A 12,931-nucleotide genomic window follows, 5' to 3' on the forward strand; every position below is an offset into this window, starting at 1 on the left:
ATCGTTTACTGTTCGTCGCGCGGCTACGACGATCCGCGCCAGTCGTTCCCACGCTTCGAAATACGCGATGGGGTCAAGATCATCCGCTACAGCCTGCCAATCTTCACCAAGTCGAACATGCTTCTTCGCATAGTCGGATCGGTCTGGGCACAGGTGGCGCTATTCTTCCATGCCCTGTTTACGCTACGGACAGAGCTGATCTTCTTCTCCACGAGTCCGCCCATGATCGGCGTCACAGCGACGCTGGTCGCGAAAATCAAGAGCTTGTTTTCCTTCGGAAAGCAAGCGCAACTGGTCTATTGGGTGATGGATCTGAACCCGGACCAGCTCATCGCAATGCAAAAGTTGCGCGCCGGTTCTCTCGCCCATCGCCTTCTCGAAGCGGCGAACCGGTTCGTCCTGCGAAACGCGGACCTCACCATCGCGCTCGACCGTTTCATGGACGCGCGCCTGAAACAACATGGTCGAGCGCCGCAAAAGGTTCTCGTTCTGCCGCCTTGGTCGCATGAAAAGCCGGACGCACCACTGCCGCACACCGCCAACTGGTTCCGCGACAAGCACGGCCTTCAGGGGCGGTTCGTCGTCATGTATTCGGGCAACCACTCACCCGCCAATCCGATCGACACTTTGCTTGCTGCGGCCGTCGCCTTCAAGGATGACGACACGATCCGCTTTGCATTCATAGGGGGCGGTGCCGCGAAAAAGCAGGTCAACGCACAAATCGAGCGGCATGGCCTTCGCAACTGTCTGTCGCTCCCTTATCAGCCTCTGGGCGACCTGCGCTATTCGCTCGGCGCGGCGGACGTTCACGCCGTCAGCCTCGGGGAAGACATGTTGGGCATCGTCCATCCCTGCAAAGTCTACGGCGCGATGGCGGTCGGCCGGCCGATCCTGTATCTCGGCCCGCGCCCCTCCCACGTATCCGACCTGATCGAAGGCGAAGGTATTGGCTGGCATATCGCGCATGGTGATGTGGCGGGCTGTGTCGCTGTGATCCGGGAGATGAAGGATCTCGCCTCCCCGGATCTCGCCGCGAAGGGAGCGCGCGCGCAAGCGGCTCTTCGTTCGTCGCTGGCGCCAACGCATCTCCTGAATGTCATGTGCAACGCGATAGATAGGCTGCTTGCCGGGCGGATGGCAGAAAAGCTCGCATACGTTGAACAGCACACCGGCGAACGAGCATCGACAGCCCGATCCGATAAGGTTCACAACATGATCGATTGAAGCCTTCTCTGAAACATCGCGCCAGTTTCATCCGATGAGGCCGCGCGCGCGGCCCGGACGGCAATTATCGTCTGCCATTGAGCGCGATCAGAGCTGTGGCTGCACAGCTTATAATGCGAGCGGGGCCAGGCCCGACCGGGCCACCGGTAAGGCGATCCACTCCCCAAGGGCGATAAGGGCACGGCACCGCGCCAGAGGGAAGGCTTGCAAACACGCCGCCCCCGTCGCAGCTTCTATTCGGGCGCATGCCACCAGGCGGTGCTGCGACCGGCGGTTTCGCGATATTATCGCCAGTTCCACGCCCTGATCACTCCGGCGTCTTCTCGCGATAGCTCAGCACCGGATCGCGGGCGGCGCGCGTCTCATCAAGTCGCGAGCGCGGGGCGAAACGTGGCGCTTCCGTAAACCGCACCGCATCACCCGCTTTCGCCGCGAGCGCCAGTGCGCGCACCGCATCGATGAATTGGTCGAGGCTCTGCTTCGATTCAGACTCGGTCGGCTCGATCAGCATTGCGCCGGAAACGACGAGCGGGAAATACACCGTCATCGGGTGGAAGCCCTCGTCGATCAGAGCCTTCGCGAAGTCGAGCGTCGAGACGCCGGTGCCCTTCAGGAAGCGGTCGTCGAACAGCACTTCGTGCATCGCGCCCTCGGGGAACGGCTGCGTCAGCACATCGGCGAGCCGCGCACGCACGTAATTCGCGTTCAGCACGGCGTCTTCGGATGCTTGCCGGATGCCGTCCGCACCGTGGCTCATCATATAGGCCAGCGCGCGCACGAACATGCCCATCTGGCCATGGAACGCGGCGAGACGACCGAACGGCGCGGCTCCTTCCGGCGCGTCGTCCGCATGCTCCACAAGCCGGAACGCATCGCCTTCGCGGCGCACGAACGGCACCGGCGCGTAAGCAGCGAGCGCTTCCGACAGCACCACCGGCCCCGCGCCCGGGCCGCCACCGCCATGCGGGGTCGAGAACGTCTTGTGCAGGTTGATGTGCATCGCATCCGCGCCGAGGTCGCCCGGGCGAACCTTGCCCGCGATGGCGTTGAAATTTGCACCGTCGCAATAGAGATAGACGCCCGCCTCGTGCAGCGCGTCGGCGATCTCGCGGATATGCGGCTCGAACAGCCCGCAAGTGTTCGGGTTGGTGAGCATCATCGCCGCGACATCCGGGCCCAGCGCCGCGCGTACCGCGTCAACGCTCACCGTGCCATCCGGCTCCGCCTCGACCGCGCGCACCGTGAAGCCGAGATGCGCCGCCGTCGCCGGGTTCGTGCCGTGCGCCGAGACGGGCACCAGCACCACGCGACGCGTTTCCGCCTCGCCGCGCGCTTCGAGCGCCGCCTTGATCGCCGCCATGCCGCAGAACTCGCCATGCGCGCCAGCCTTTGGCGACAGGGCGATGGCATGCATGCCGGTCAATTCGAGCAGCCAGCGCGACAGCTCCGTCATCAGCGCGAGCGCGCCTTGCACGGTCTTTTCCGGCTGAAGCGGATGGATGTCCGCGAACCCCGGCAGCCGCGCCATCTTCTCGTTGAGGCGCGGATTGTGCTTCATCGTGCAAGAGCCGAGCGGGAAAATGCCGGTGTCGATGGAGTAGTTTTTCTGACTGAGGCGCACGTAATGACGCATCGTCTCCGGCTCGGAGAGGCCCGCCAGGCCGATGGCGTCGGTGCGCTCAAGGCCGCCGAGACGCGTCTCCGTCTCCGCCGGTTCCTCGAAATCGACGCCGCTTGTCTCCGCCGAGCCGATCTCGAAGATCAGCGGCTCCTCGATCTGGAGCGCGCGATTGCCGGTGAAGGTCGGCGCGGGAGCGGCCGCCTCCGCAGCGGGAAGGATCACTTTCGGCATCTCAACCATGGAGCACCTCTTCGAGCGCGGCCCGGAAGGCGGCGATGTCGTCAGGAGTTGTCGTTTCCGTCGCCGCGACGACGATTGCGTTTGCAAGCGTCGGCTCGTCCGGCCACAGGCGCGAGGCGGGCACGCCGCCGATGATGCCGTGATCCGCGAGCGCGTCGATTACCGCCGCACCGAGCTTCGGCGTGCGAATGGTGAACTCGTTGAAGAATGCAGGCGTGATCACCTCAACGCCGGGCACGCTTCCGAGCGTCTTCGCCAGCGCCACCGCGTTCGCGTGGTTTATGCGCGCAAGCGTCTTCAGCCCGGCCTCGCCGAGCAGCGTCAGATGCGCGGTGAACGCCAGCGCGCAAAGCCCCGAATTCGTGCAGATGTTGCTCGTCGCCTTCTCGCGGCGGATATGCTGCTCGCGCGTCGACAGCGTCAGTACAAAGCCGCGCCGCCCGTCATGGTCGACCGTTTCGCCGCAAAGCCGCCCCGGCATCTGGCGGACGAATTTCTTGCGCGTCGCGAAGAGACCGAGATAGGGGCCGCCGAAATTTAGGCCGTTGCCGATGCTCTGGCCTTCCGCGACGACGATATCCGCGCCCATCGCGCCCGGCGATTTCAGCGCGCCGAACGACACGGCTTCCGTCACCACGACGACGAGCAGCGCGCCCGCCTCATGCGCCTTTTCCGCAAGCGCCGAGAGGTCGGCCACGCGGCCGAAGGCGTCCGGCATCTGCACGACGATGCAGGAGGTGTCCTTGTCGGCGTCCGCGTCGAAGCTCGTTTCGGGATCGACCGCTCGCGCATCGACCGCGAAGCCGCCGAGGCGCGAAACCGTCTCGATCACCGCACGGTAATGCGGATGCACGCCGCCCGCGACGACCGCCTTGCTGCGCCGCGTCACGCGATGCGCCATCAGCACCGCCTCGCCCGCCGCCGTCGAGCCGTCATACATGGAGGCGTTCGCCACCTCCATGCCGGTCAGCGCGGCGACCTGGCTCTGAAACTCGAACAGATATTGCAGCGTGCCCTGCGCGATTTCAGGCTGGTACGGCGTGTACGCGGTCATGAACTCTGAGCGCTGGATGATGTGATCGACCGTCGCCGGGATGTGGTGCTTGTACGCGCCCGCGCCCGCGAAAAACGGCACCGACGACGCGGGGACGTTGCGGGCCGCGAGCCGCGACAGCGCGCGCTCCACCGCAATTTCGCTCTGCGCGCGGGGCAGGTCCGGCAACTCGCGACGCAGCGCGCCTTCGGGCACGGCGGCGAACAGCGCGTCGATGTCGGCGATGCCGTTGGTGTCGAGCATGGCGCGGCGATCCGCATCCGTATGGGGAAGATAGCGCATCAGCCCTCCGCGCTCGCATAGGCGAGGTAAGCGTCCTGATCCATGAGCTTGTCGAGTTCGGCTGTATTGGAAAGCGTGAGCTTGTAGATCCACGCGCCCGCCTCGGGCTCCTGATTGATGAGTTCCGGCTTGTCGTTCAGAATTTCGTTGATCTCGACCACCTCGCCGCTGACGGGCGAGTAGATGTCGCTCGCCGCCTTCACCGACTCCACCACCGCGATGGGCTGGCCCTGCTTCACTTTCTCGCCGATTTTCGGCAGTTCGACGAAAGTCACATCGCCGAGCTTGCCTTGCGCGTAGTCCGTAATGCCGATCGTGCCGACGCCGTTCTCGACGCTGATATATTCGTGGTCTTCCGTATATTTGATGAGCGCCATGGCTTCTGACCTTTGGTTTTTATGCTTTGCGGACGTAACGGTGTGGCACGAAGGGCAGGCCCACGACGAGCGCGGGCTGAAACGCTCCCCGGATTTCAACAGCAACCCGCGTGCCAGCGGTGCTTGAGCGCGGCGGCACATAGCCGAAAGCGATGGATGCGGCGGCGGTCGGCGTGTAGGCGCCGCTCGTGATCTCGCCCAAGGTTTCGCCCGTTTCGCTGGCGATCTTCATGTGCGTGCGAGCGGCGGAGCGGCCTTCGAGGCGAAGCCCGACACGGACGCGCGCCGGACCTTCGGCCAGTTCACGCTGCACGCGTTCAGCGCCGATGAAGCCGCCGTCGCGCCGACGCCGCTTGCCGATGGAGAACTCAAGCGCGGCTTCCACAGGCGAAGTCGTTTCGTCCATGTCCTGACCATAAAGCGGCAGGCCCGCTTCGAGGCGCAGCGTATCGCGCGCGCCAAGGCCGATGGGCGCGACTTCGGGGTGAGCGAGCAGGCTTCGCGCGAAGGCTTCAGCGGCATCGGCGGGCACGGAGATTTCAAAGCCGTCCTCGCCCGTATAGCCGGAGCGCGAGACGAGAACAGCCGTGCCGCGCCAATCGAGCGGAGCCGCCGTCATGAAAGCAAGGCCCCCCGCTTCCGGCATTTGCCGCTTGAGCACGCGCGCGGCGTCCGGCCCTTGCAGCGCGACGAGCGCGCGATCCGCCAGCGGCGCGAGCGTCACGGACGGCGGCAAATGGGCGGCGATGTGCGCGAAGTCGACCTCCTTGCGCGACGCGTTCACGACGAGGAACAGGCCGTTGCCGTTCGCCTCGCGCGTCGCCATCAGGTCGTCGATGATGCCGCCTTCGTCGTTGAGAAGTTGTGTGTAGCGGATCTGGCCCGGCCTCAGGCCCGCGATGTCGCCGGGCACGAGCCGCTCGAACGTGGCCGCGACGGTTGCGAAGTCCGGCCCGGCGACCCGCGCCTGCCCCATATGCGACACGTCGAAGAAGCCCGCGCGCTCGCGCACATGCGCGTGCTCCTTCACGATGCCGGTTGCATAGGAAACGGGCATCTCGTAACCCGCGAAGGGCACGAGCTTCGCGCCAAGCTCGCGGTGCAGCGCGGCAAGTGGCGTCTGCCGCAGCTGCGGCGTGGTTTCATGATGAGTGGCGGCGGGGGCAGCGCTCATGGCTGGCGTCTCCGTGTATTCGAGGGCTCCGCTTGCGCGGTCATCGCCCCCTCTGTCACGGAACCTGAGAGATTTCACCAGCTCGTCCGCCGAAGCGGAGGGCCGGTCTTTACCCCATCGGTGAGCCGCCTTGTCGGGCGACTGCTTTCCAGAGTGCTGTCTGCGCGCGGTCCATTTTGCCTGAGAGTTTCCGGGGCGGTTGCTCCTTCGGCGCCAGCCTGGGCTGGTCTCTCCCGCATGCATCGGTCAGCACATCTTAAGTCGCCCGCGCTTGGTCGCCTGTCAACCACCTGGCCCGTAATAAGTTCTTGATAGCGGCCACCGCGCCGCGCCTGCGCCTTTCGGGCCGCGCGGCGCAAGCTTCGCGCACGTGAGTTCGGAAAAACCTCAAGTAGCGCACCGTGCGAAGGTGCCCGGCATGGCGTTAACCGCCTGCCGCCAGATGCTCAAAGAGACTTCGGGCGGGCGGCGTCAGATCGCACTCGCGGCGCACACATACCGAAAGTCTGCGCGTGGCCCATTCGTCCTGAAGGCGAATGATGGCAATCTTGGAAGACAGCCTGTATCGGCGCGCGGCCGATTCGGGGACGATGCCTATCCCCACGCCTTCGCCAGCCATGCGGCAGATCCCATCGAAGCTGCGGAGCGCCACACGGCTCTTGAGTGTCGTTCCAAGCCTGATCGCCTGAGCGTCGATGTGATCCTGCAAGGCGCCATCAGCAAGGCGGATGAAGCGGTGGGCGAGCAGATCGGCGAAACAGACTGGCCGCCCTTTGGCAAAGGCGTGCCCCCGGGCGGCCACCACCACGAGCCGGTCGATCGCAAACGGCCGCAATATGAGATCGCCGGTTTCGACCGCACGCGAGAGAATGCCGAGTTCGGCAAAGCCCGCCGCGACGCTTCGGGCGATTTCGCTGCTCTGTCGCTCCTTCAACTCAACATCGGCCTGAGGATGCGCGGCCATCCACTGCGCCAGCAGCCGGGGCAGAAATTCGGTAATGGCCGCCGTGTTGGCGAAAACACGCACGGTGGCGCGCAGCCCTTGCGCGTATTGGCCGAGTTCGCCCCGCATCTGAGCCATCTGGTGCAGGATCGTACGCGCGTGGTGTGCGAGCGCCTCACCGGCTTCCGTTAGCGTTACGCCTCGTCGGCCCCGCGTCAGCAGCGTTACCTCGCCTGCCGCTTCCATATCGCGCAGTCGCTCGCTTGCCGCCGGGAGAGAGAGGCCGGCGTTCAGCGCCCCATGCGTGATGCTGCCAGCATCCACCACAGCGAGAAACAGGCGAAGATCGGTCAGGTCGAACCGCATCCATCATGCATATCCCATGATCAGCCTTCGGGCCAGCCGAAGTCAGCCATCGGGAAATCCGCATTGCGGTTTTCCTTCGGAGAATTAAACCGACACCATGTTCGATGCAAACTCTCTCGCTGCAATCCTTGCGACGTTTTTTGTGGCTGGTGTCGTTAAAGGCATCACCGGGATGGGCCTGCCTACCGTGGCGATGGGCGTACTCGGCTCCCTCGTCTCACCGCTGGCTGCGGCAAGCCTGCTGATCGTCCCCTCATTCATTACCAATGTCTGGCAGCTTCTGGCAGGGCCCGGTATCGGGGGACTCGCCTGGAGACTTTGGCCGATGATGCTGGCGATCGTTGCAGGGACCGCGATCGGCTCGTCATGGATCGCAAGCGGGGACACGCATCTTACGAGTTCCCTCCTTGGCGTCGCGCTGGTTATATATTCGGCGTACACGCTCCTGGCCCGCCAGTTCAATGTTCCGCGACGCATCGAACCTTGGCTGTCGCCCGTGATCGGCGGGACGACGGGCATTGTCACTGGCGGAACCGGAGTGTTTGTCATCCCGGCCGTGCCTTATCTGCAAGCGCTCGGTTTGGGAAAGGACCATCTCGTGCAGGCGCTCGGATTGTCCTTCACGGTTTCCACCCTTGCGCTGGCGGCGGGTCTCGCTGTGCGCGGCGCATTCCAGCTGAATGACATCGGGCTGTCGGCGCTCGCCGTCGTGCCCGCGCTCGCCGGTATGTGGACGGGCCAGATCGTGCGTTACAGAATTAGCTCCCGGACGTTCCGCCGCGGCTTCCTGGTTTGCCTTTTGCTTCTCGGAAGCGAAATGGCACTCAGGCCGCTATTCTAGGCATAGACCCCCCTCACCAGCCCGCGTAACCGAAGCCGAAGGTCTGCGTCTTGTCGCCGTTGGCCTTCGACAGCACGGTGGCGATGTCGGCGCGCAGCGGTCCGAGCGGCGAATCCCAGATGAGGCTGAAGCCGGTGGAGGCGCGCAGCTTCGACGAATTCGTGGTGACGAGCGTGTTCGACGTGCCGTTCGCCGCCGCATAGGCCTTCGCGAAACTGGCAGCGTCCGTGCCGAACATCGTGCCCGCGCTCGCGAACACCGCGCCGGACAGGCCGAGGTCCGTCGGCAGGAACGGGATCGGGAAGCGGAGTTCCGCCGTCGCCGAATAGAACTGCGTGCCGCCGAGCGCGTAGCCCGTCGTCGCGTCGCGCGGGCCGAAGCTCTTGAAGCCAGCGATGGTTTCGCTGCCCTTGTAGAACGCGTCGACCACGCGCACGCTTTGCCCGCCCCAGCCGGTGATGTTGCCCGCCTGCGCGCGGCCCGCGAGCACGATTTCCTGCGAGATGGGATAATAGGCGCGCGCCTCGCTGGTGGAGCGGATGTAGTTCACGTCGCCGCCCACGCCCGCGAGATCCTGCACGCCCTTGAAATAGAAGCCGCGCGTGGGTTTCTTCCGGTTGTCCCGCGTGTCGTAGATCATGTTGTAGCCGATGGACGAAATGACCGACGTGCCCTTGATCTGCTTGACGGCGAGCGAGGCGTCGTCGTCCACGCCGTAAACGCGGTCGAGCATCAACGTGTAGTTGACGCCGGTGGAGAATTCCTCCGTAATCGGGAACCCGAACCGCGTGGTGCCGCCGACGCGGAAATCCTTGTAGCCCGCGACCGTATAGCCCGCGCTTTCGGTGTAGTCGGCCGACTTCACGAACGCGTCGACGCCGAACGATACGTTATGGTCGAGGAAGCGCGGCTCCGTCCAGCTCACGTTGAACGCGCCATTGCCCGAGAGGCTGCCCGACAGCTTCAGCTGTAGATACTGCCCCGTGCCCATCAGATTGCGCTCTGTATATTCCACCTCGCCGATGATGCCCTCGCTCGACGAATAACCCGCCGCGAACGAGAGGTTGCCCGTCTCGGCTTCCGTCACCTTCAGCGCGAGGTCCACGCGGTCGGACGCGCTGCCCGGCTGCTTTTCGACCCTCACATCCTTGAAGAACCCCGTGCGCATCACGCGCAGGCGACCCTGCTCGACGATGACTTTATTATAGGCATCGCCCTCGGCCACGCGGAATTCGCGGCGGATGACCTCGTCCTTCGTGGCGGTGTTGCCGCTGATCTCGACGCGCTCGACATACGCGCGCGGGCCGTCTTCCACGACGAAGCCTACGGAAATGGTGCGTCGCACGGGATCGCGGTCTATGCGCGGGCGCACCTGCGCGAACGGCGCGCCAGCTTCGGCGGCGGCTTTCGTCAGCGCCTCCACCGATCTGTCGACGAGTTCGGCATTATAGATGTCGCCCGGCTTGCCCTTGATCGAGGCCGAAAGCGCCTTTGCGTCCAGCCCGTGGGCGGTCGCCTCCACGTCGAGATTGCCGAAGGTGTAGCGCGCGCCCTCATCGAGCGTGAAGGTGAGGAAGAAGCCTTTCTTCTCGGCGTCCACCTTGTCGGAATCGACATCGGCGGTGGCGGAAAGCACGCGCATGTCGGCGAAGCCGCTTTTCACGTAGAAGCGGCGCAACATTTCGCGGTCGAGATTGAGCCGGTCGGGATCGTAGACCGACGAATTGCGCAGGAAGTCGAGGAGGCCCGACTCGGTGGTAGTGATCTCGCCGCGAAGCTCCGCATCGGAGAATGAGGCGTTGCCGATAAAGTTGATGCCGACGACCTTGATCTGCGGCCCTTCGGTGATCTCGAACACCACGTCGATGCGGTCGTGCTCGCGGGCGATGGTCTTCGCCTCGACCTGCGCCGTGTAGTAGCCTTGGCGGTGGTAGGCGGTCAGGATGCGCTGCACATCGGTTTCGGCGCGCGCTTTCGAGAAGGTGCCGCCGGCCTTGAGCTGCACTTCCTTCGCCAGTGTGTCGGACGTGACGTCCTTCGCGCCCTCAAATGCCACGCGGGCGATGAGCGGGTTTTCGGCCACCTTCACGACAAGCGCACCCCCCTGCATGGTGAGCGACGCGTCGCGGAACAGCCCCGTAGCAAACAGCGCCTTGATGCTGTCGTCGGCCCTCGCCGCGTCGTAGCGGTCGCCGGGCTTGAGCGAGAGGTAATGCTGCACGGTCTCCGGCTCGATCCGGCTCGCGCCGACCACCTTGATGGTGCGGATCATCGCGCCGTCCGACGCTGCGCGCGCTTCCCTCGCAAAGGACGTCACGGCGACGAACACACCGAGAATGAGAAGCCAAGCCACCAGCCCGGCTGCGATTTTCATTTTACGCGAGGACGGTAGCTCCCCGCACGCACTGCAACTTGCCATGCGGCCAAGGAAGCCTCAGCTTTATGACGCAAGCGTGGCCGCCACCGTTCGCCCCTCAGGGGCAGATCTCGCGAAGCTTCTGCACGGCCGCTGGCGCGCCTTCGAGCGAATAGTGGTCTGTCGTGGCCGTGCCCCTTGCGGAGGTGGCCTTGACCGTCATCGGGCCGCCCATCGCCATCGCCGAAAGCAGCTTGCGCTCCTCGGCGGGGTCTCTCGCATAGGCCTTGTCGTCGAGCGCGTAGAGCGAAAAGGACTGACCGCCGAGCGAGATTGTCGTCTGCGCATTCGCTTTCATGGCGTAGCCCTGACGAACGCTTACCTCGTTGTAGATCCCGTCCTTCTGCCACGAGGTGATGTAGAAAATGACGGACGTGCGCTTCACCGTCTTCGGCTGCATGTCGGTCGGCGCGCTCGCGGCGAAGCAGATGCGGCCTTCGGGGCTTTCGTGCAGGAAAACGGTCCAGTCGCCGACTCTTTCCACGAGCTTCGCCTTGACCTCGGGAACGGGAACGGGCGCGGGCTTTTTGGCGGGCGCGGGCGCGGGCTTCGGCTTCGGCGGCGTCGCCGGGCGCGTCGGGTCCGGCACGGCTGACGGGCCTTGCGGAAGCGTCTGCGGGATTTGCTGCACCTGAACCTGTTGAGCGACCGCGCCCGAGGACAAGGCCGCGACGGACAAAAGCGGAAGGATCAGACGGCGCCGCATGGAAATTCCCGTTTTAAGACACGACCTGGAGCCTCGACCTTAAGCAGAATGCCGGTCATTGGTCCACGGAAAGCTTGCCCGAGCGCGGCTTGAAAGCGCTCGACGGTGCATCCATCCGATCCGGGAACGAGCCGAGGCTTCGCATACGGTCGTACATCACGATGGCTCCCGCTGTGCCGACGTTGATGCAGAATGCGGTCGGAATTTTGATGACGTAATCGCAACGTGCGAGCAGTTCGTCCGAGAGCACGCCGAGTTCCGGGCCGAGCACATAGGCCGCCTGGAGCGGATGCTTGAACGCGGGCAGATCGATTGCTCCCTCGATCAGTTCCACGCCGACGAGCTTGCAGCGCAGCGGCAGCGTCATCTCGGCGACGCTCGCCCAATGATAGACCGGCAGGTGATCGACCGACTTCGACGTATCCGATTTCGCGGCGAAAGCCTGCTCGTTTGCGGCGATAGTGAAAAAGAAATTCGCGCCGAACGCGTGGGCGGATCGCATCAACGCGCCGAGGTTCATCGGCTTCGAGATCCGTTCGGCTCCGATGGCGAAATATCCGCGCATGCTATAGCTTCGTTCGGGGAATGGCATGCGATGAGGTAGGCGATGAAGGCTGTGCTGTGCAAGTCTCTCGAAGGGCCGGACGCACTTGAAATGGCAGACCTGCCCGACGCGATACCGGGTCCGGGCGAGGTCGCAATTCAAGTTACAACGGTTGCGCTTAATTTTTTCGATACGCTCATCACGCGGGGAAAATATCAGACGAAGCCGACGCTGCCGTTCTCGCCCGGCGGGGAGGTGGTTGGGCGCGTGATCGCGACGGGCGCGGGCGTCGAGGATTTCGCGCAAGGCCAGCGCGTGCTCGCCTATGTCGGCTATGGCGGCTGTCGCGAGCAGGCCATCGCACCGGCTGCGCGCACGGTGGTGGTGCCGGACGGGATCGCGGACGAGGCGGCGGCGTCCATTCCCATCGCATACGGCACGGCGCTGCACGGCCTCGAAGATCGCGGACGCGTGCGGGCGGGTGACGCGGTGCTCGTGCTCGGCGCGACGGGCGGCGCGGGGCTCGCGGCGGTGGAGGTGGCGGCGGCGCTCGGCGCGGAGGTGATCGCGGCGGGCACATCGGACGAAAAGCTCAAGCTGTGCGCGGATCGCGGTGCGGCGCATCTTCTGAACCTCACCGGCGTTGACGTGAAAGAAGCCGTGCGAGCCATTCGCGGCGGCAAGGGGCCGGACGTTATTTATGACTGCATCGGCGGGCCATATGCCGAGCCGGCGCTGCGCGGCATTACCTGGGGCGGGCGCTATCTCGTGATCGGCTTCGCGGCGGGCGAAATCCCGAAAATTCCTCTCAACCTCGTGCTGCTGAAGGGGTGCGATATTTGCGGCGTGTTCTTCGGCCGCCACGTGGATACCGACCCGGCCGCGTTCCGCGTGCAGATGGCGAAGCTGCTCGACTGGTGCGCGGAGGGCAAAATCCGCCCCCATATAGACCGCGTGTTCAGCCTCGACGAGACGAAGGACGCCATCAAGGCGCTGGACGCGCGGACGATCAAGGGCAAGATCGTCGTCAAGCCGTGAGGGAAACGGCCATGAAAGAAGACATAGATCACCGGACGGGAGAGCCGAGCCGCCGGGATGCCGAGCCGAAGCATATCTTCGTCTACGGCACGTTGATGCGCGCGA

The 12,931-nt window shown here is 64.7% G+C and carries 11 protein-coding genes and 1 riboswitch; of the genes, 3 read left to right on the forward strand and 8 right to left on the reverse strand.

Going from position 1 to position 12,931, the window contains the following annotated elements; genetic code table 11:
• Window positions 1-1,224, forward strand: a 1,224-nt coding sequence (locus tag T281_RS19140) for a glycosyltransferase family 4 protein (protein WP_037239389.1), incomplete at its 5' end; no start/stop codon positions are given.
• 307 nt (window positions 1,225-1,531) lie between these two features.
• Here T281_RS19140 and gcvPB read toward each other — a convergent pair.
• From gcvPB to T281_RS12505, 5 genes are all read right to left on the reverse strand, one after another.
• Complete coding sequence (gene gcvPB, locus T281_RS12485; RefSeq protein WP_037239391.1) at window positions 1,532-3,085, reverse strand: aminomethyl-transferring glycine dehydrogenase subunit GcvPB; 1,554 nt, start codon at window positions 3,083-3,085, stop codon at window positions 1,532-1,534.
• Entirely contained in the window at window positions 3,078-4,421 is a 1,344-nt protein-coding gene (gene gcvPA / locus T281_RS12490; protein ID WP_037239416.1) for an aminomethyl-transferring glycine dehydrogenase subunit GcvPA, read from the reverse strand. Before gcvPA ends, gcvPB begins: the two co-directional genes overlap by 8 nt.
• Window positions 4,421-4,798, reverse strand: a complete 378-nt coding sequence (gene gcvH, locus T281_RS12495) for a glycine cleavage system protein GcvH (RefSeq protein WP_037239418.1) — start codon at window positions 4,796-4,798, stop codon at window positions 4,421-4,423. The genes gcvPA and gcvH overlap by 1 nt, the downstream gene beginning before the upstream one ends.
• A gap of 19 nt (window positions 4,799-4,817) precedes the next feature.
• Entirely contained in the window at window positions 4,818-5,972 is a 1,155-nt protein-coding gene (gcvT, locus tag T281_RS12500; RefSeq protein ID WP_052037446.1) for a glycine cleavage system aminomethyltransferase GcvT, read from the reverse strand.
• A 157-nt stretch (window positions 5,973-6,129) separates the two neighbouring features.
• Window positions 6,130-6,218: riboswitch (glycine riboswitch) on the reverse strand.
• Between the two features lie 178 nt (window positions 6,219-6,396).
• Window positions 6,397-7,281: a LysR family transcriptional regulator gene (locus T281_RS12505; protein WP_037239419.1), complete on the reverse strand. Its 885-nt coding sequence runs from the start codon at window positions 7,279-7,281 to the stop codon at window positions 6,397-6,399.
• Between the two features lie 97 nt (window positions 7,282-7,378).
• On the opposite strand from T281_RS12505, the gene T281_RS12510 reads away from it, so the two are divergent.
• Entirely contained in the window at window positions 7,379-8,122 is a 744-nt protein-coding gene (locus T281_RS12510) for a sulfite exporter TauE/SafE family protein (protein WP_037239420.1), read from the forward strand.
• 13 nt (window positions 8,123-8,135) lie between these two features.
• Here T281_RS12510 and bamA read toward each other — a convergent pair whose 3' ends face one another.
• From bamA to T281_RS12525, 3 genes are all read right to left on the reverse strand, one after another.
• Window positions 8,136-10,475, reverse strand: a complete 2,340-nt coding sequence (gene bamA, locus T281_RS12515; protein ID WP_245269237.1) for an outer membrane protein assembly factor BamA — start codon at window positions 10,473-10,475, stop codon at window positions 8,136-8,138.
• A gap of 121 nt (window positions 10,476-10,596) precedes the next feature.
• Window positions 10,597-11,244, reverse strand: coding sequence for an invasion associated locus B family protein (locus tag T281_RS17840; RefSeq protein WP_052037447.1), 648 nt, complete (start codon window positions 11,242-11,244; stop codon window positions 10,597-10,599).
• A gap of 55 nt (window positions 11,245-11,299) precedes the next feature.
• Window positions 11,300-11,809 carry an RNA methyltransferase gene (locus tag T281_RS12525; protein ID WP_081796782.1) on the reverse strand — a complete coding sequence of 170 codons (510 nt, stop codon included), beginning with the start codon at window positions 11,807-11,809 and terminating at the stop codon, window positions 11,300-11,302.
• A 42-nt stretch (window positions 11,810-11,851) separates the two neighbouring features.
• On the opposite strand from T281_RS12525, the gene T281_RS12530 reads away from it, so the two are divergent.
• Window positions 11,852-12,826 (forward strand): NADPH:quinone oxidoreductase family protein, encoded by a 975-nt coding sequence (locus T281_RS12530; RefSeq protein ID WP_037239434.1) that lies wholly within the window; start codon window positions 11,852-11,854, stop codon window positions 12,824-12,826.
• Window positions 12,827-12,931 lie beyond the last annotated feature (105 nt).

The sequence above is a fragment of the Rhodomicrobium udaipurense JA643 genome, assembly GCF_000636015.1.
Classification (GTDB): domain Bacteria; phylum Pseudomonadota; class Alphaproteobacteria; order Rhizobiales; family Rhodomicrobiaceae; genus Rhodomicrobium; species Rhodomicrobium udaipurense.